At 37.2% G+C, this 18,449-nt stretch carries 20 protein-coding genes; 1 reads left to right on the plus strand and 19 read right to left on the minus strand.

All coding sequences use genetic code 11. The features are described 5' to 3' along the window. Window positions 1-249: 249 nt before the first annotated feature. Window positions 250-1,551 (minus strand): TrkH family potassium uptake protein, encoded by a 1,302-nt coding sequence (locus FEZ08_RS09340; protein ID WP_138191689.1) that lies wholly within the window; start codon window positions 1,549-1,551, stop codon window positions 250-252. A gap of 171 nt (window positions 1,552-1,722) precedes the next feature. On the opposite strand from FEZ08_RS09340, the gene FEZ08_RS09345 reads away from it, so the two are divergent. Continuing rightward, complete coding sequence (locus FEZ08_RS09345) at window positions 1,723-2,514, plus strand: Cof-type HAD-IIB family hydrolase (RefSeq protein ID WP_138191691.1); 792 nt, start codon at window positions 1,723-1,725, stop codon at window positions 2,512-2,514. Window positions 2,515-2,548: 34 nt separating this feature from the next. On the opposite strand, the gene FEZ08_RS09350 is transcribed toward FEZ08_RS09345, so the two are convergent. From FEZ08_RS09350 to FEZ08_RS09435, 18 genes are all read right to left on the minus strand, one after another. Next, window positions 2,549-2,884: a YlbF family regulator gene (locus tag FEZ08_RS09350; RefSeq protein ID WP_138191693.1), complete on the minus strand. Its 336-nt coding sequence runs from the start codon at window positions 2,882-2,884 to the stop codon at window positions 2,549-2,551. After that, window positions 2,881-4,344 (minus strand): tRNA (N6-isopentenyl adenosine(37)-C2)-methylthiotransferase MiaB, encoded by a 1,464-nt coding sequence (miaB, locus tag FEZ08_RS09355; protein WP_138191695.1) that lies wholly within the window; start codon window positions 4,342-4,344, stop codon window positions 2,881-2,883. Before miaB ends, FEZ08_RS09350 begins: the two co-directional genes overlap by 4 nt. A gap of 110 nt (window positions 4,345-4,454) precedes the next feature. Beyond that, window positions 4,455-5,234, minus strand: a complete 780-nt coding sequence (locus FEZ08_RS09360) for a TIGR00282 family metallophosphoesterase (protein ID WP_138191697.1) — start codon at window positions 5,232-5,234, stop codon at window positions 4,455-4,457. A 91-nt stretch (window positions 5,235-5,325) separates the two neighbouring features. Further along, window positions 5,326-5,895 (minus strand): alpha/beta fold hydrolase, encoded by a 570-nt coding sequence (locus tag FEZ08_RS09365; protein ID WP_138191699.1) that lies wholly within the window; start codon window positions 5,893-5,895, stop codon window positions 5,326-5,328. Continuing rightward, a complete protein-coding gene (locus tag FEZ08_RS09370; protein WP_138191701.1) occupies window positions 5,892-7,415 on the minus strand; it encodes a sensor histidine kinase in 1,524 nt (507 codons plus the stop codon). The genes FEZ08_RS09365 and FEZ08_RS09370 overlap by 4 nt, the downstream gene beginning before the upstream one ends. Further along, the gene (locus FEZ08_RS09375; RefSeq protein ID WP_138191703.1) at window positions 7,408-8,064 is read right to left on the minus strand and encodes a response regulator transcription factor; all 657 of its coding nucleotides are present in this window, start codon (window positions 8,062-8,064) and stop codon (window positions 7,408-7,410) included. Before FEZ08_RS09375 ends, FEZ08_RS09370 begins: the two co-directional genes overlap by 8 nt. A 58-nt stretch (window positions 8,065-8,122) precedes the next feature. Beyond that, window positions 8,123-8,851, minus strand: coding sequence for a DNA repair protein RecO (recO, locus tag FEZ08_RS09380; protein ID WP_138191705.1), 729 nt, complete (start codon window positions 8,849-8,851; stop codon window positions 8,123-8,125). Window positions 8,852-8,860: 9 nt separating this feature from the next. After that, window positions 8,861-9,760: a GTPase Era gene (gene era, locus FEZ08_RS09385; protein WP_138191707.1), complete on the minus strand. Its 900-nt coding sequence runs from the start codon at window positions 9,758-9,760 to the stop codon at window positions 8,861-8,863. 112 nt (window positions 9,761-9,872) lie between these two features. Next, complete coding sequence (locus tag FEZ08_RS09390; protein WP_138191709.1) at window positions 9,873-11,333, minus strand: glycoside hydrolase family 1 protein; 1,461 nt, start codon at window positions 11,331-11,333, stop codon at window positions 9,873-9,875. Window positions 11,334-11,540: 207 nt separating this feature from the next. Then, entirely contained in the window at window positions 11,541-11,993 is a 453-nt protein-coding gene (locus tag FEZ08_RS09395) for a hypothetical protein (RefSeq protein ID WP_138191711.1), read from the minus strand. Between the two features lie 292 nt (window positions 11,994-12,285). After that, complete coding sequence (locus tag FEZ08_RS09400; protein WP_171015016.1) at window positions 12,286-13,302, minus strand: Abi family protein; 1,017 nt, start codon at window positions 13,300-13,302, stop codon at window positions 12,286-12,288. A gap of 1,077 nt (window positions 13,303-14,379) precedes the next feature. Next, complete coding sequence (locus FEZ08_RS09405) at window positions 14,380-14,919, minus strand: hypothetical protein (RefSeq protein ID WP_138191715.1); 540 nt, start codon at window positions 14,917-14,919, stop codon at window positions 14,380-14,382. A 6-nt stretch (window positions 14,920-14,925) separates the two neighbouring features. Beyond that, a complete protein-coding gene (locus FEZ08_RS09410) occupies window positions 14,926-15,375 on the minus strand; it encodes a Panacea domain-containing protein (RefSeq protein ID WP_138191717.1) in 450 nt (149 codons plus the stop codon). 157 nt (window positions 15,376-15,532) lie between these two features. Continuing rightward, a complete protein-coding gene (locus tag FEZ08_RS09415; protein WP_138191719.1) occupies window positions 15,533-16,297 on the minus strand; it encodes a M23 family metallopeptidase in 765 nt (254 codons plus the stop codon). 2 nt (window positions 16,298-16,299) lie between these two features. Further along, window positions 16,300-16,731, minus strand: coding sequence for a phage holin family protein (locus FEZ08_RS09420; protein ID WP_138191721.1), 432 nt, complete (start codon window positions 16,729-16,731; stop codon window positions 16,300-16,302). A 140-nt stretch (window positions 16,732-16,871) separates the two neighbouring features. Next, entirely contained in the window at window positions 16,872-17,204 is a 333-nt protein-coding gene (locus FEZ08_RS09425; protein ID WP_138191723.1) for a hypothetical protein, read from the minus strand. Between the two features lie 6 nt (window positions 17,205-17,210). Further along, window positions 17,211-17,660: a hypothetical protein gene (locus FEZ08_RS09430; protein WP_138191725.1), complete on the minus strand. Its 450-nt coding sequence runs from the start codon at window positions 17,658-17,660 to the stop codon at window positions 17,211-17,213. 11 nt (window positions 17,661-17,671) lie between these two features. After that, on the minus strand, window positions 17,672-18,445 hold the full coding sequence (locus tag FEZ08_RS09435) for a hypothetical protein (protein ID WP_138191727.1): 774 nt from the start codon (window positions 18,443-18,445) through the stop codon (window positions 17,672-17,674). Window positions 18,446-18,449: the final 4 nt, after the last annotated feature.

Genomic DNA, 18,449 nt, shown 5'->3' on the forward strand with positions numbered 1-18,449 from the left:
CTGCCGCTCCGAAGCGACTTTCTTAGTGTATCATATCCCTACACCTACTGTCAATCACTTTTTATGCTTTTTGTGAATTATTTTTTCGCAATTGCACACAAAAAAGATTGCCTATTAATAATATAATTTATACGTCTGATTGTCAATGGTATTTCAAGGATTTCTCTAAATTAATTTATTTTTAAATTGTTTCCTATTATTTATACAATAAAAGCCAGCATTTCTGCTGGCTTTTATCATTTTCCCCCATTAAACAGCTACATCGGCTGCTTCATAGTGCTGGCGGATTCGCGAACGGATAGTAATCGCGGCAATGGCAGTAAATACACCTACCCGACCAACATACATTAGCAATATAAGAGTTATCTTCCCAACGATAGAAAACGAACCGGTAATTCCGGTACTGAGTCCAGTTGTCCCAATGGCGCTTGCGGCTTCAAAAATTAGTTCATGTAATGGGATGTGCGGATCACTGAATGATAGGATAACAATCCCTAGTACAAGTAACGATATATATATGACAAAATTCGAAGTTGCCTGCTTAACTCGTTCCGCCGGAATAACGCGATGGAAGAGCGTTGCCTCTTTCTGCCCTTTTAAGTGACTGATAACTGATCCATATACAGCACTTAGTGTAGGAATCTTTAAGGCGCCTGATGTTCCGGTCGGCGCGGTTCCGACAATCATTAATAAAGTCAGGATTAGCATCATTCCTAAAGATATTGGTGCCAAATCAACTGAATTGAATCCCGCTGTATTAATCGCATTGACGGTTTGGAAGAAGGTTATCATCAACCGCATACCTAATCCATAGTCAGCAATCTCAGGAATCCCGTTGCTGAATGTATTAATTAAGGTAGCGCCAACTACCAGTACAGTAAATACGGTGAGAATAATTTTAGTCGTAAATGTAAATTTACGACGACGGTGGCGAATAACCGAGAAGAAGTCCATGGCAACGATAAATCCAAGAGCACCGAGTATAGATATTATACTAATGATGATATTAGCAGGAACATTAGTCATATAACTAACAAAGTTATCCGGATATAAACTGAACCCAGCAGTGTCGAATGCAGAAACACTATGGAAGATTGCACTCCAAATTGGATTCGCCCGCGGGTCATTCCAGAAAACCGGGATTAAGAACAGCGCTCCGATAGCTTTAACACTAACTGCATATATAAAGATGTGACGAATCATGCGCAGAACATCCATATCGCGAGGAATTGAAAAAGTTTGCTTTAGAACATTTCTTTGCTCACGACTCAAACGTCCTTTAATTGATAAAGTAATGAATGCGCCGAAAGTCATATAACCAATACCGCCGGCAAAAATCATTGCCCAGACTACAAATTGACCAAAGAAAGTGAAGTTAGCAATTGAAACGCTTACGAGTCCGGTAGTCGATACTGCACTGGTAGCAATGAATAAACTATCAATATATGAAATCCCAATACCACCTTGATGGGCAAACGGCAGCATTAACAATAATGAACCAATAAAAATATAGGCAGCGTAGAAAAATAAAATCTTCTGTAATACTTTCATATTAACACTACTCCTTCTCCCCTACAAAAATGCTATACAATAGCTATATTATTATCTGAATTTACCAGAAAGTCAACAAAAAATCGTCCACCATCAATAACTTTACATTTTACATAAAAGCAGTTATCATTATCGGTAATTACATTATAAAAATTTTTCGAGGTGAAATCCATGTACAAACTTGCATTATTTGACATTGACGGTACATTAACAAAAGAAGATGGTACAATTGATTCTGCAGTTATTGCAGCAGTACAAAAAGCCGGGCAAAATGGCACTCGCATTATTCTTGCCAGCGGTCGACCAACATTCGGGATGCTGGATTTAGCAAAAACTTTTGCTCTAGATAAAAATGACGGCTATATAATCTCATATAATGGTTGCGCGCTGTACCACGTTCCAACGCAGAAATATATTATTGAGCATTTTATGGCTGAAGAAATTGTCAAACAACTGGCTCAGGCTGTTCGCCAACATCCTGAGGTAGCCCCCATATATTACGAAAACGAAAAAATCGTCACTACTGCCCGCAACCAATATGTTGACTTTGAAGCCGAAGTGAATGGTAGCGTTGCATATGATATCAATCACACACCTTTGCATACACCAAAAGTAATTTGGGCTGCCAAACCAAGTGCCCTTGATGCAATCGAAGCGCAAGTCCGTGCACAGTTCGGTGAACTGTGCACCATTGCCCGCTCATTGCCATGCTTCTTGGAATTCACTCCGCATGGCATCGACAAGGGATTTGCGATTGAAGAAGTTTGCAAACAGCTTGGTGTTGATATTGCTGACACATTTGCCTGTGGCGATGGCGGCAACGACAAAACCATGATTGAGCGTGCAGGCATCGGGGTTGCGATGGCTAACGGCCGCGACGATGTCAAGGCAGTTGCCGATTTCATTGCCCCGCCAAATTCTGAGAACGGTGTTATTGTCGCAATTGAAAAATATTTGTTGTAAAGAAAAAAGCCGACCCGAAAAGGGGGCGGCTTTTTTATATGTTTAATTCGCTGAGCAACAAGCTACTGAACTGCTCCAAGTACTGGTTGAGTTCAGCTTCATATTGCTGATACTGGGTGTAGAGCGGAATTTGCTCCAGTTCATTTTCAATCGCTTGCAGCTGTTGCTTGGCAGAAATGATTGCATCAGTTTTGCCTACTTGTTCAAGGTTTACCAGGTTTTTCTGGTGAGCCTTGTATTCTGCTAGCAGGTTTTGAATATGTTCGTTTTTAGCCATCAGTTCATAGGCTTTTATATAGTTAGAATATAGTTCGCCTTTTTTGATAGCTTCGATAGCTTCATTGACGGCAGCTTTTAATTCTTCATTCATGCTTCTACCAACTCACCTTGCATTGACCATGTTCTCGCTTCAGTTACCCGTACTTTGACGATTTTACCGATATAGCTATCATCACCGATAAAGTTGATGGCTTTACTTTGCGGTGTATAGCCAGCATAGGTGTTTTCTCCTTTTTGGCTACGGCCAACGACAAGAACGTCAAGTTCTTGTCCAATATAGCCTTGATTGTGCGCCAATGAATCAGCATTTACTTTTTGATTGAGTTCTTGAAGTCGTGCCTTCTTCACATCAAGCGGAATATTATCATTCATTCTAGCTGCCGGTGTTCCATCACGCGGCGAATACAAGAAGGTAAACGCACCGTCGAACTGACAATCGTTTACAAGCGCCATTGTTTCTTGGAATTGCTCGTCAGTTTCGTTTGGAAACCCAACAATAATGTCGGTTGTAATTGAAACGTTAGGAATTTGATTGCGTAGTTTACCATAAAGTTCACGATAAGATTCACCACTATATTGACGGCGCATCAATTTTAATATGTGATTGCTTCCCGCTTGAACCGGTAAATGCACATGCGGCATCAGGTTACCACCATTGCTGAGCACCTGAATCATTTCATCAGTAAATTGCCAAGGATGACTCGTTGAAAATCTTACTCGGGGAATATTGATTTTTTGCACGTCTGCAAGCAGACTTGCAAAAGTATAGCTTCCATCACCCAAGTCACTGCCATAGCTATTTACGTTCTGCCCCAATAAAGTTATCTCTTGATAGCCACGATCAGCAAGTTCCTGTACCTCAGCTAATACATCTTCCGGTAAACGACTGCGTTCTTTGCCGCGAGTGTACGGAATAATGCAGTAGGTACAGAATTTATCACAACCATAAGTAATGTTAATCCACCCACGAATATTGTCGTTACGAGTCTTCGGTAAGTTTTCAATAATATCGCCTTCTTTAGACCATACTTCAACAACCATTTCCTTACTCATGTAAGCATTATGCAAAATCTGTGGCAAGCGGTGAATATTATGGGTTCCGAAAATAATATCTACATGTTGATGTTTAGTCAAAATTCGATTAACTACCGCTTCCTCTTGCGACATACAGCCACAAACACCAAGAATAACTTCTGGATTATTTAGCTTTAGATGTTTAAGTTCACCAAGTTTACCAAATACTTTATCTTCCGCATTTTCGCGAACCGCGCAGGTATTCAGTAAAATAACATCCGCCTCATTAGTTTCATCAGTACGAGTGTAGCCCATTGCTTCAAGAATGCCGGCCATGACCTCCTCATCATGCTCATTCATCTGACAACCATATGTCCGAATATAAAATTTCTTATTATTGCCTGCTTGCAACATTTCTTCAGGAATAATGAACTCATCTTTTAATACTTGTACTTCACTGTGACGGCGCACCTTAGCATCTTTAAGTGATGGTGCTTGGAAGTATTTCTGCATATCTTTTGACGTTTTTTCACTCATCGAGTCTGGTCACCTCATTTATTCTTACTGCCTGAAATTTATCAGGCAATTGCGTCATTGATTGTATCAAAGCTACTGAGCAATTGCAATTTATTGCAATTACTCACAATTTATTGTTCGATGTGAATTGGAACTATTTCAATGGCTTTTTTACTCTCGTCATCGAAAGTGATAGCAACTGCATTAAGCTGCGTGACTCCTTCAGCAACACTAAACCCTTGCGGCAAGCCGGTAACGAAGCGGTGAATAATAATATCCCGATCAACGCCAATCACGCCGTCACGTGGTCCGGTCATACCAACATCAGTTTGATAGGCACACCCCTTAGGTAAAATCCGCGCATCTGCTGTCGGCACATGTGTATGGGTTCCAACTACTGCACTTGCCCGGCCATCAACATACCAGCCAAAAGCAATTTTTTCACTGGTTGCCTCTGCATGCAAATCAACAAATATATAGTCAACTTCATCTTTGATTTGTTCATATATAGCATCGAAGCAGGTAAACGGTGAACTTGCCGCGCCATTGACATCAACCATACCAAGCAGGTTGATAACTGCAATCCGACTTTTTCCTGCTTTCATCAAGCGATAGCCAACCCCAGGCCAAGCCGCAGGACCATTCGCCGGACGAACCAAGTTATTAGCCTCATCGATAAATGAAAAAATTGATCTGTTGTCCCATGTATGATTCCCCATTGTCATAACATCGGCACCCATATCTAAAATCGATTCATAAATTTTTTGATTAATGCCTTTACCATGAGCCGCATTCTCAGCATTAACAATAATAAAATCCGGTTGATATGCTGCACGCAGTTCCGGAAGTTTATCACTTAATATATCTCGACCGCTACTCGCATAGATGTCGCCAACAAATAAAATTTTCATAATGTCCCTCTTTCTACTATTGTGTTTACTATTGTACTGTATTTGACCTAAAAAAGAAAGTCCCGGTTGGCGGGACTTTCTTTACTTTTTCTTATAATAAATTGTTGATATAAGTTTGAGTTTCTGACTGATTCAATATGTCGTAGTGATTGCAGCCTTCAATTATTTGGTATGGGATATCACGTGCATCCAGCAATGATTCGGTATATTGCTGTTTAGCTAACTCATTAGCTGCAAATACAAATGTTACTTTTTGATTTGCCAATACTGTATCTAATGCCGCGGTTGCAGAAACGCGGAATCGTTCGGCAATCTGCATTTCTGCAACTGGGTGTTGTGCTACATAATGCATAAAGCTAGGATTGCTTTTATCAATGGTAATCGGTGTTTGCGGATTTTTTGCCAGTAACTCACTGGTGTCGGTGAGCTCCAAGCCTGGTCCGATGAGGATCAGCTGGCGGAGTTTTTGCTTGGCAGCAATGCTTAGCGCTACCAGGCTTCCGGCAGAATGTCCGATAATTGTTGTACTTTCATTTATACTTGTCAACAGTTGTTGGTATGTTGCCGCATTGCCAAGTTCCGCAAAGCTGTAAACTTGGTCAACATTATAATGCTGATATGCTTGATGTTGTTCACCGATGCCGGTTATTGCGATAATCATTTTTCATCATCCGCTTTCTTTCTGCGACGTAAGATTGTATTAGTTTTTTTCTTACGATTTTTTTGCTTGCCGTTAACGTTGGTGCTTCCTGTGTCTTCAATCGTGTTTTGCACATTCTCAATTGTTTCCGGGAAGTACAAACTACACTCTACACCATTTTCTACATTGGCAATTGTTGCCAGTCCATTGTGTAACTGCATGATTTTGCGAACAATGTACAAGCCGATGCCGGAACCGCCGGTGTAGCGGTTCCGTGATTTTTCTGCCCGATAAAATTGGTCGAAAACATGATTGATATCTTCAGCATCAATGTGGCTGCCCTCATTATATATACGGACAACGACCATTTGATCATTTTGCGTTACGGTAATTTTTACTTCGGCATGCTCTGGTGCATAAACAACTGCATTCATCATTACACTATGCAATGCCTGCTTAATGAGTACCATTTCACCATCTACTCGCCCATCATTCGTCTGAATATCAAGGTTCATTTTTAATTCTTTTTCATCAATAAAATGAGCAAATTCTTCTGGTAAACTTTCAATATACGGAATCAAACTAACAGCAATACGGTGATCAAGATTATCGATATCATCAAGATTAACCAAGCGAATCATATCTTGAATCAACTCCTCCATATGATCAGCAGTTTTTAAGGTTTCAACTAAATATTTGTCGCGGTCTGCATAGCGGCCAATATTGTGCAACATACCTTCAAGCTGACCTTTAATGACTGTTAGTGGTGTTTTTAAGTCGTGAGATAAGGTAGTAATAAATTCTCGGCGCTTTGCTTCATTGATTCTTTCTTTTTCAATATCATCTTTCAATTGATTATTCACTTCTTGTAATCCGGTCATTGCCCGTTGTAAGTTGCGTGAAAGTTCATTCAACATTTTTGAAAGCTCGCCAATTTCATCTTTGGAATTTACGGTCGAGACTTCCGAAAAATCTAAACGCGATAACTTTTGCGCTGTTCGATACAAACGAATTAATGGATCGGAAATAATTTTCGAATAAATAATTGAACTGATAATCGCAAAAATAAGGACTGAAATAATTATATATGGCAGGAATAGATACAATGCTTGGATCGACTCATCAATTGGTTGCAATGTTCCTAGAACATACAGTGTATACGTTTGACCATCAATTTTTATATTTTCGGCACGAAATTGCAGCTCCGCCGGATTGAGTTGTTCATCAGGATTAACAATAATTTTCCCTGGGAACCAAGAAAATAGTAGTTCTCCGGTTTGGTTATTTACCAATTGAACATTAGCATTATTTTTTTTAGCAAAGTCAGTTAATAGTAGTTCCGCTTCGCCAGTAGTACCATTATGCAATTGATGAGCAACTGTATCAGTATTTTCATAAAGCGTTGTTGCTTTGTAATCTTTATAAAAACCAGGCAGAAAGAAGAAGATCATTCCCATCCAAACGACGGCAGCACTAAAAAGTAACGCTAGCGTTACTATAAATACTTTTCTGGTTATGCCACGTTTGAATATATCAGTCATCTATCTTATAGCCAACTCCTTTTACGGTCTGAATATAATCTACTTGTAATTTCTTACGTAAATTTTTGATATGGGTATCAACAACCCGGGTGTCACCAAAGAAATCATAACCCCATATGCTATCAAGTAGTTGTTCACGAGAAAGCACTTTACCACGATGCTCAATAAGTGAGCAAAGCAGCTCAAACTCTTTAAGTGTCAATTGAATTTCCTTACCGTCAACAAATACACTGTGGCCATCAAGATCTATACGAATGTTCTTGAATCCTAAATCTTTAGTTTTATCTTTATAAGCTCGACGCAAGACTGCTTCTACCCGCTTAATAAAGATAGTAAATGAAAATGGTTTAGTGATATAATCATCGACTTCCAAATCAAAGCCGCGCACTTGATGATTCTCCTCACCAAGCGCAGTTAACATAATAACCGGAATTTCCGATTTACTTCTGATTAGCTGCACTAATTGATAGCCATCCATTTTGGGCATCATGATGTCAGTTATCACTAAATCGTAATTCTTTTCCTTAAACAGTTCCCAAGCTTCCATTCCATTGGCGGCACTGCTTACTTCATAATTTTGTGATGTTAAAAATTCAACAATCAGTTCTTGAACATTTTGTTCATCCTCAACAACCAGAATTTTATACATTGTCTCCACCTCAACTTTATTTATTATATCCTGCAGATGTGTTTTTCTTGTGTCGTTTTTATAATTGCTCTAAAAAACTTCGGCTTTTGATCAATAGCCCGCTGTATTGATCAAAAAGTGCACTATACAAAGCTTGAATCTCTGTAATAAATGACTCGTCAATATCCAGAGTTTCTAGTGTTGTCAAATTCACTCTATCAAAGGCTCGCAGAATCCGTAATGACATTGGATCCTGAATAATAAGCAACTCTCCGCGATAACATTTTCGACATAGCAGCCCACCTTCGTTCAGGGATAGTCCAACAATATCCTGAGTGCCACCACAGCGAACACAGCCGTCAAGCTTTGGTCGGATACCAACCAGCCCCAGCACTTCACGTTCTAAATAAATTCGCAGCAATTTAGGATTAATACCATTTTCAAGCAAAGTCAGTAATTGTTTTAACAATTGATAACTGTGTCCAACTGCTTCCTTCTCAGGAATAACCCGATCAAGCAACTCACAAAAGTAAGAAGCATATGCCATCATCATAATGTCTTCAGACAGTCGGCGATGATAATCATAAATCTCAGCATCATAAAGCAATGAAAGTCCTTCTTTATAATTGAAGGTAAAGCTGGCGTCGACAAACAACTTAGTTGCCGGATAAAGCTTACTGCGGCTTTTCTTTGAACCACGGGCAAACAAGCCTAACTTGCCGGCCGTGTCAGTTAAAATGGTAATAATTTCATGCGATTCACCATAATTAATCCGGCGAATAACAATACCATCAATTTGTTTTTGCATATAGCATCCCTACAATTCAAAATCATCGGTATTGTAACCAAACTCATGCAGGTAACGATCCTTATTGCGCCAATCTTTCTCAACTTTTACCCAAAGTTCAAGAGTCGTAGGCTTATCAAACATACGCCGCATATCGCGTTCAGCCTGTTGACGCACTTTTTTAATTAAACCGCCCTGTTTACCGATTAATATACCTTTTTGACTTTTTCTTTCAACGATAACCGAAGCAATAATATGAATGCTCTCCTCTGTTTCTTCCCAAGCATCAATAACTACTGCAACCGAATGTGGCACTTCTTCTTTAGTATGGTAAATAACTTTCTCACGAACATACTCGCGAGCGACAAACTGACGTGAAACATCAGTTAACTGCTCTTCTGGATATAAAGCCGGTCCCTCAGGCAAATACTGCTTAATTACTGTCAGTAACTCGGTTACATTATCACCGGTTTTAGCGGCAATCGGAATAATCTCACTAAAAGCACCCATTGCTTCAAGCTCGACCAAGCGTTCAATCATCTTTGACTTAGAAAATTTATCAATCTTATTTAAAACTGCAATAATTGGTGTCCCAAGTTGCTTCAAGCGTTCCAAAACAAACTCGTCACCTTTACCAAAACTTTCCTCACCATTAATCAGCATTAAAATAACATCAACACCCTCAAGTGCAACATAAGCTGAATCATTCATGTAATCCCCCAACTTATGTTTTGGTTTATGAATACCTGGTGTATCAACAAAAATAATTTGCGCATCATCATAATGAGCAATACCGCGAATCATATTTCGAGTCGTCTGTGCAGTATCACTGGTGATTGCCAGCTTATAGCCTATCAAATCATTCAACAGCGTCGATTTTCCAACATTTGGCCGGCCAACAATAGCAACAAAGCCTGATTTATACGTCATCACATTACCTCTTTTGCTTAAAATACTATATCTATTGTACTATATCTTGACCCGCCGGTCTACTTCGGGAAACTAAAAAAGCGCGCCGGCAAGCGGCGCACTTTTCTTTTTTTTACTTATTAATTGTTTCAGTAATATCTTCTCCATTAGTAGCAATTACTTTTTTGTACCAATAGAAACTATCTTTTTTCATACGACGTAAGTCTTTCATACTTTCTTCGTCGCGGTTTACATAAACAAAACCATACCGTTTTTGGTACCCATTCAACCAGCTTAATAAATCAGTGAATGACCAAGTACAATACCCAAGAACTCGCGCGCCATCAGCAATCGCATCATGAACCGCATCAACATGTTTGGCTAAATAATCAATCCGATAAGTATCATGAATTTGCTCATCAGCAGTTAAATCATCAAAAGCCCCAAGTCCATTTTCAGTAATCAAAATTGGTAAGTCATAACGACTGGTTAAACGGCGTAACGCAATGCGCAACCCTTGTGGATCAATTGTCCAGTCCCAGTCAGTTGTTTCCAAAAATTCATTTTTAACGGTACGATACATACCTGGAATTCCAGTTGACTTACTTGTTCCCTTTTTACCGGTAGTATTTTGACTTGATGCATCACCAGTGATACCATCAATCGGATTCCACTCATAAGTTGCCGTTTGATAATAATTAACACCGATGAAATCCGGTAAACCGGCAGCAAGAATAGCATCATCGCCTGGTTCAACAACCGGTGCCAAATCATTCTCTTCCATAAAGTTCCAAGCAATTCTAGGGTATTTCCCTTTACAATAAACATCCAGCCACCAGTAACTTTCAACTTCATTTGCATTTTCAAAAGCAATGATGTCTGCTGGCAATGCACTCTTCGGATATGCCGGTCCATAAGCAAAGCTTGGCCCGATTAATCCGTTTGGCACCATCTCATGGAAACTAGCAATTGCTTTCGCATTTGCTAAGTTAGCATGATGGTTCGCCTGCATCATTCGCTTGCGGTCTGACACCTTCGGTGGATGGACCGCCGCTAAATAACCTAACCCAATAAATACATTTTGTTCATTTAATGACACCCAGTATTTAACCCGGTCACCAAAATGCTTATAAAGAACCCGGCAATAATTATCAAAATCATCAATAATCTGACGTGATTCCCAACCAGCATATTTATCTTGCAGAGCTTGCGGTAAATCCCAATGATAAATAGTTACCAATGGTTCAATATTATGGGCAATTAATTCATCGATTAAATCGCTATAAAATTGAATACCGGCTTGATTCACTTCACCGGTTCCATTTGGCAAAATACGTGTCCAGGCAATTGAGAAACGATATGCTTTCAAGCCCATTTCTGCCATTAGAGCCACGTCTTCTTTATAACGATGATAATGGTCCACAGCAACATCGCCATTAGTGTCTTTATAAGTTGTACCAGGGATACGAACATATTCGTCCCAAATTGACTTTCCTTTACCATCAAGATCCCATGCACCCTCTACTTGATAAGCAGCTGACGCGCTTCCCCACAAAAAGTCTTGCGGAAATGGTTTTCTCTTCACATGAAACATGTAATCTCCTCCTTGAATAATTCTTCTTAACTATACGCCAAAAAACACACCCTGTAAAGCCAGTCACAGCTTTTTCAAAAAATGAAAAGGTTTATTTTTTTATCAAACAGAAAAGCCCTTGTTTATTGGGCTTTTCTTTTTATTTGTTTTTATTATTGCTATTCATTACAATTCATTTTGCATAAAGTGTTCGCAAAGTGTTCGTAACTATTCAGCATACAAGACAAATATTAAAGTTACACCCGATTCATCACCGCCATTTCCATAGACACCATATAACACTTTTGCCTCTTTGTTACAAACAAAATCTTTGTATCCTGTGTCTAAAACAGCGATATTGTATGAACCTATTTCACCTTTTTGTGTAACTCCAGCAACGCAGAAACTCCCATCGTCACTGTAATCTGCATAATCGTAATTGTTGACTATTATTTTTATAATTGTATTTGCTGAATTATTTGTATAACTATCTTCATTTAGTTTTAAATCCCACCAGTTTGCTTCAATGGCAAGTTCCTTTAATAACTCATTGGAAGTATTAATATTTGACAATCCCGTTTTTTCTGAATACTCTTTTCTCAAGCTCATGTTCTGCGAGTCGCACCCAACTAACCCAAAAAACAAAAACAATGATCCAACTAATAAAACAACTTTTTTCATATCCTAAACCTCATTTCATATTTGATAAAAATATATCACAATTATGCACGCACTGCAAGAACGCAAATATTTGCGTTCTGGCAAAAGAAAACACCTTTCCGCTACAATGTTACTCGAAAGGTGTTTAATATTCGTGTACGCCCATATATCGCGCGTCTGTCATGTTTAAAGCTAAATTATAACCCTGTGACATACATCTCACACTTTGGGAATAAAAAAAGCACCACAGGGGTGCTTTTTTGACACCTAATGGCGCCTTGATATATTTATTATACCATACATATAAAATTAATCAATAACTTTCTTGTAAAATTCCATCTATCACTTCTATACCTATTTTAAAATTGATTACCCATGAATCGTAGTAATTTAAATTATTTATTTTTTGTAATATATCCTTTATATAAATTCTGCATTCTTTAATTGTAATGTCTTTACGTTTGGATAATGCATCATCTCTACACAGCAAATTTATTGTCGAAACTACCACAACGAAAATTCTTAATAAGTATTTATTTTCCTCAAGTAAGTTTATCAAATCATTCCTAGTATAGCTAATAGGAAATAAACTCATTAAATAATTCACAAATTCTGGCACATGATTTAAAGTATCAACCGGAATGCAACTAAAGACAACATTATTATGTGCATATAAATTCCTTACATTTGATATTTCTTTTATAATATTATTATGACTCTTAATTGATGAACCATCTGCATTTGTTGAACTAAAAATTAAAATATCTTTCTGAAGATGATAAAAATGTCTAATGAAAAAATCAATTAATTCACTAAGAGTTGCAAATGAAAATAAATCATAGAATTTATCTATACCTTGTAATTGATTGAATTTTCCATAATCAAATGTAACAGCACCAACTTTAAATTTAATCCTTTTACTACCTTTTATATTTGGGTTGTTTGACATAATCCTACTTATTTCATTTCTAATTATACTACTTGCAGTTAAACTATTTATTATAATTCTGTTAGATTCGGCGGTATTGAAATAGAGTTCATTCATGTATACTTTTAAGTCATGTTCAAAGCCATTTAATAGTCTCCCATATAACAATAAAAATCTGTGATTAATTGCTGCAGCAGTTACCAAATCATCAAAATATATATTTCCATACTTACAATTGTTGTTTTTAAGGTTATACCTGATCATATTTTCAAAACATACCCTGTTTCTTTTTAAAATCTGGAAAGTTGTATTATAAATTAAATATGTTTCTGCATATTTATCATCACTAAATTGCAACCCTTGCTGTTTTAAGTCGATAATTATTTTCTCTGCACTATCCATTCCCATCACTCCTTTAAAAATTATATCATATTGATTAAAATAAAAAAAGACCGCCAATTAAGCGGTCCCGTTTTTATTGAAGTGAGTACGTTGTTAAGGGCAAAGATATGAATCAAAACGCACCCAATTATTATTTTACACATATAGTATAAAATCAAGACGGCAACCAAGATTATCGAAAAGTGTGAAATGATCGAGAATACAAGGATTGTTGCCGTCTGGTGGGATTATAAAATGGAAATTTTAGTATTCCCACAAAATAATTGTAGCATATTATCTTTAAATATCAAAGGCAGAAGATTGATAATTGATAAGGGCATATCAGTGAAACAACAATTCTTCCGCCTATTTAAATTATAACATAAAAATGACGACAACAGGAGCATCAAAAAATTGAAGTAATCTGATTGCTTAGGGAGTTGTCGCCTGCGGGATTAAAGGCTCTTTTGAACGAAAAGACCTCCCGCACAATCATTATAACACAAAATTACGGCAGGTCCCCCCATGTATTTTACAAAAATAAAAATGCGCATCAAATAAAATAACCTGCCGTATGGGTGAATGCTTATCTGAATAACACTCGCCCATAAACGCATTATATCACAAAATAAAAAGACGGCAACATATTACAATTCAATTGGGGGAGAATTAATAAAGTGTTTATGCCGTCTACAAATGTAAAAGATAAATCAAATACCTTTGTGTAATTAATTATAAAGTAAAAAATAAAGGATTTCAAGTGTTACAAAAACCAAATTGTAATGTAAAAACATATGATTATTGATTGAAATATTTTGATTAGATAGGCATATACAGACACCTAATTATAAAAGCAACCACACTACTTTAAAAAAGGAAGATGAAATTAATTCACCATTATGTGGTTGCTTTTTATTGTTACGAGTATGTCTAAGGGAAATACTCAAATCAAATATATATTAGATTACTTGTATTTTCAATCAATACGCTTTTTTAATTTATCAATCAAAAAACAACCACGTCAAAGGACAGGCAAGCCTACGTGGTTGCAGCATTATTCTATAATGGTATGGACAAAACAATAACTGGAAATAGTGTTCAACATTGTCCACGTTCTAGATGCAACATACAAAAACTATACTTGTTTGTATCATTTTGATTGTAGTTTTTGCTTGGACAAACTAAATGATGCGGATCAAGAAACAATAAACTCATTATATTTGGATTATCCTTTATGAAGAAAACTCTTAGGCTGTCAACCCCGCATTGATAAATCTCATCGAATTCAAAATCAATTACCCTTTTAGTATTATATTTCAATATTATTTTACGAACTATTTCTAGCTCTTTTCCTTCAACCCTATGAAAATGATAGTAATTTGATTTATCATTACCACTTAACCACTGTTTGAAATTATACAATTGTACTTCCTGCAAAATCTTATAAAACAACGTGTTCATAACTTGAGTAAACTGTGCAGAATCTTTTAAATAATTACTAAATCTATCAACTTTAACACTTTCAAAAGAAAAATTTTTAGTTGAAATTACAACTACTTCATCCTTGGGTGGCATTGTTGTATTACTCACACTTTTATGGGCAGTTCTATTGTTTTTAACCTTTTTCTTCTTCGCCATAATGTTCTATCTTTCCGCATATTCTTTAAAGATATCTTTGTCGGAAATAACATTTTGACTAGCTTCGTATGGTTTCAAATCACCTCTGGCATTTTTCCACGGCAACTCTTGGTGAGTAATGCTTTCTAATTCTCCGCCGTCAAATTCTCCATAATTATCAAAAATATCGTTTAAAAATTTTTCTACTTCAGCATTAAACTTTGGAGACTTACTTGTCTCTAGGAGCGTCATACCGCTTCCTTTATATATATCATACAATTCAGTTGAAACCGGACCGTGTACCCAAGCTTGAAATTTACAATCAAATAATTTGTTAGTTAAATCCTCAGGAGAATCATTTTCAATGTAGATAAACCAACTGTATGCATACCAGCATAGTTTTTGTAATTTTTTATGTGTCATAGGCTCTTTGTTTAAAAACCATTCAGCAACACTAAAAATTGTGATCTCATTCATAATCACCACTCCTTTCCTTAATTTTACCATAAAAGGCTTTACTTGCAATAGGTTTCGCTTTATATCAGTATGCCAGGATATATATTATATAACTAAAGCGACACAATAAAGAGACATTAGGTAGACATAAAAAGACGAACCGAAGTCCGTCTTGTGGTTATTCAAATGCAGCTTTTTCAATCCAGACTAACCGACGCTCTTTTTTGTTTCCTTGCCAATCACATGTAACCACTTCGCAACGATAGAAATCGCCTTGTTCCTGAACAATTGTATCTACCCATCCGCCTAATTGGTCTTGTGGGCGAATGTGTACAATGAATGGGTCTTTCCAACGGTCGGCATCAGCAGGCTTGTTTACATTAAAGCCAATCAATGCTCCGTTACCCCATTCAGGCATACTACGCCCCCACGCTTCACGTTTTAATAATTTTGGTGCAATAACCATGAAATCATCATCTCCTTGTAAATTTGAATCGTTTTGTGATTCCTGAATAAAATTGTATGGGTCGACATACTTACCATCAACGCTAATATCAACGTGCAAATGTTCGCCGTATGATAACCCGGTATTTCCCTGTGTGCCGATTGCATCACCGGCTTTGATGTTCCCATCATTAATCAATAAACTAGCCATGTGCATTAATCGATACTGTACATTCCCGCTTGTAATAATAACGCAATTCCCTCTGTTGTCTACATTGCGTACTACTTGTGCGTAGCCGCTTATTGGGGCGTATATTTTGCAACCACGCGGTGAACCGACTAAGTCAATACCTTTGTGTCCCTGGTATGGGTTTGGAATTGCGGTATTTGAATAACCATATTCACCTACCCAATCACGAACACCATTGCCCCACGTGCGGTTATCATACAGACACGTTACGGTAACAACCATTTTATGCGCTGCGCTGTATATATCCATAATTACCCCTCCAATATATCGGGTTTTTTATATTGCCCTGAATCATCGTTTTTAGGCGTTTCTAGCGATGTTTGTTCCGACTGTACAATTACAGGTTCTTGAACCGTTTCGCTTGGTTGTGTTAGAGTCTCTGCTACCTGTGCAGCATCTACAACAATCGGTTTATCAGTATCGATTTTCAATGATGCTCCATTAACCGTCTGTTTGAATAAATCGTAACCATATACCGCTAACCCGGCAGATACAACACCTGTAATAGCTGCTTCAACTGTTAATCCATTAAAGGCTAGAGAGACGCCAATACCTGCGACCGTTACAATAATCGGCACAAACTGGTTTTTAATATTCACTCCTTTAACAACTTGACCTAAAACTAAACTAATTGCGATAACCGGTAATGATACCGTTACTCCTAATATATTCATAGAATCCATCTATTTCAACTCCTTAAAGGGGCTAACGCCCCATAACATTTTTTAATTTCTTCCCGCTTTATTATCAAGGCATCTTCCAGTGAAAACAGCTTGCGCAAGGCAAGTTGCACGTTTCCACCACGGACAATAATGTTTCATAACTACCCCCCTCTCAAAATTGATACCACTACCCCAAGAATAAACATAAACAAGGTAATTAAGAAACCAATAATCGTTCTATCTTTCCATTTATTGTTTTCCTTGTATTCTATCGCTAATTCACGATGGACTGTTAATATCGCGTTCTCAATAGCTTGTTTAACAGTAGTGTCAAAGTTGTTTTGTGTAGTTTCAATCTTAGCAATCTTTTGGCTATTCTCATCAGCCTTTTTATCAGCCTCTTTAGCAATCTTTTTTGCATCATTTGCAGTATCCGCTACGTTTTGCAACATCGCATCAATTGACTTTCTCGTGTAGGTTTCACCAGTTGTCATTCGTCATCACCCCGCTGTTTTAAATGTTGTGTTGTAATATACTTGAAGTTGAACAAGCGATTCAGGTCGTTCGATTGCCTCTCCCTTCAAGTTAATGCTGTTACGGCACTCTTGGTAATATGCTTTTAAATCCGCTGTATTTTCTGCAATATCTTTCCCATTTGCAACAATACATTCATCATCAAACAATGTACCAAGAATGACAACAATTTCCGCCCGAAACTTATTCAACTCATCCAGTTCATTTTGTTTTTTATTGAATAACAAAGCATCATTATACTTTTGGTTATCAAATGAAAATTCTCCACCTGAATATTGCCAAAACTCTACACCTGTTTCGATCATCTTTTCAAACTGTTTTTGCGTAATTTCAACCAAACCAAGCTCAGGATCAATAACCTTATTTATACAAGTTATGTATTTATTATCATCTACTGTAATATTTATTTCTAACATTCCTGCACCTCCTATTTATACCCGATTACTTTTCTCAATCGGACATCTTGATTTTGACGATATATATACGCACTCACTAATGAATTTGCCGTTCTTGAAAACTCAAATGCACATGCTACAATTACTGGTGTTGTATAACCTTGAATTACGTTTATATACACACCCCTATTACTTGTACCACCATCAATAATTGTATCTTTGTATACTTTTGCTGTGGGCGCAATTAACCAAGTACTTGCATCTTTCTTAATTTCTAAAGTTATTTCTAAGCAACTATAATCATTCCAAGATTTACCGTTGCTTATTGGAACAATCGTATTTCCGGTCGTTGTTACGGTCAACGCTCCATCAAACAATACTTCGCCCTGCAATCCAACTATACTATTAGTATTTTGAATTGTTTTCTGCTCATGTACTTCTAGTCGGGGATTAATTGTTGGATAGTTTACTCCATAAGCCGCTGAACTTCTAGCATCTTTGATTTCTTGTTCTGATGGTGCCAATCGCGCTGATAAAGTGGCGAAATTACCATATACCGCTGATTTACGTGCATTTATTAACTCTGCCTCTGGTACCACTTCTCCAATAATATCCAATATTTCTTGTTGAGAAACATCAACCATTTGTTGCAATTCTTCTTTATAATAATTGATATAATATTGCCAAATTTCAATGTCCTTATCAGTTATATCAGCAAGCTTCAAGCGCACGTTTTTGCTACACTTAATTATTCGTAATTCTTCAGCTAATTGACTGAGTTCCTGTAATAGTTGTTCTAAACTCATATTC

It is taken from the genome of Culicoidibacter larvae, from assembly GCF_005771635.1.
GTDB lineage: Bacteria > Bacillota_I > Bacilli_A > Culicoidibacterales > Culicoidibacteraceae > Culicoidibacter > Culicoidibacter larvae.

Coding starts and splice junctions, on each gene's coding strand:
- FEZ08_RS09340 (WP_138191689.1), bottom strand. CDS start 1,551: ATGAAAGTATTACAGAAGATTTTATTTTTCTACGCTGCCTATATTTTT.
- FEZ08_RS09345 (WP_138191691.1), top strand. CDS start 1,723: ATGTACAAACTTGCATTATTTGACATTGACGGTACATTAACAAAAGAA.
- FEZ08_RS09350 (WP_138191693.1), bottom strand. CDS start 2,884: ATGAATGAAGAATTAAAAGCTGCCGTCAATGAAGCTATCGAAGCTATC.
- miaB (WP_138191695.1), bottom strand. CDS start 4,344: ATGAGTGAAAAAACGTCAAAAGATATGCAGAAATACTTCCAAGCACCA.
- FEZ08_RS09360 (WP_138191697.1), bottom strand. CDS start 5,234: ATGAAAATTTTATTTGTTGGCGACATCTATGCGAGTAGCGGTCGAGAT.
- FEZ08_RS09365 (WP_138191699.1), bottom strand. CDS start 5,895: ATGATTATCGCAATAACCGGCATCGGTGAACAACATCAAGCATATCAG.
- FEZ08_RS09370 (WP_138191701.1), bottom strand. CDS start 7,415: ATGACTGATATATTCAAACGTGGCATAACCAGAAAAGTATTTATAGTA.
- FEZ08_RS09375 (WP_138191703.1), bottom strand. CDS start 8,064: ATGTATAAAATTCTGGTTGTTGAGGATGAACAAAATGTTCAAGAACTG.
- recO (WP_138191705.1), bottom strand. CDS start 8,851: ATGCAAAAACAAATTGATGGTATTGTTATTCGCCGGATTAATTATGGT.
- era (WP_138191707.1), bottom strand. CDS start 9,760: ATGACGTATAAATCAGGCTTTGTTGCTATTGTTGGCCGGCCAAATGTT.
- FEZ08_RS09390 (WP_138191709.1), bottom strand. CDS start 11,333: ATGTTTCATGTGAAGAGAAAACCATTTCCGCAAGACTTTTTGTGGGGA.
- FEZ08_RS09395 (WP_138191711.1), bottom strand. CDS start 11,993: ATGAAAAAAGTTGTTTTATTAGTTGGATCATTGTTTTTGTTTTTTGGG.
- FEZ08_RS09400 (WP_171015016.1), bottom strand. CDS start 13,302: ATGGATAGTGCAGAGAAAATAATTATCGACTTAAAACAGCAAGGGTTG.
- FEZ08_RS09405 (WP_138191715.1), bottom strand. CDS start 14,919: ATGGCGAAGAAGAAAAAGGTTAAAAACAATAGAACTGCCCATAAAAGT.
- FEZ08_RS09410 (WP_138191717.1), bottom strand. CDS start 15,375: ATGAATGAGATCACAATTTTTAGTGTTGCTGAATGGTTTTTAAACAAA.
- FEZ08_RS09415 (WP_138191719.1), bottom strand. CDS start 16,297: ATGGATATATACAGCGCAGCGCATAAAATGGTTGTTACCGTAACGTGT.
- FEZ08_RS09420 (WP_138191721.1), bottom strand. CDS start 16,731: ATGGATTCTATGAATATATTAGGAGTAACGGTATCATTACCGGTTATC.
- FEZ08_RS09425 (WP_138191723.1), bottom strand. CDS start 17,204: ATGACAACTGGTGAAACCTACACGAGAAAGTCAATTGATGCGATGTTG.
- FEZ08_RS09430 (WP_138191725.1), bottom strand. CDS start 17,660: ATGTTAGAAATAAATATTACAGTAGATGATAATAAATACATAACTTGT.
- FEZ08_RS09435 (WP_138191727.1), bottom strand. CDS start 18,445: ATGAGTTTAGAACAACTATTACAGGAACTCAGTCAATTAGCTGAAGAA.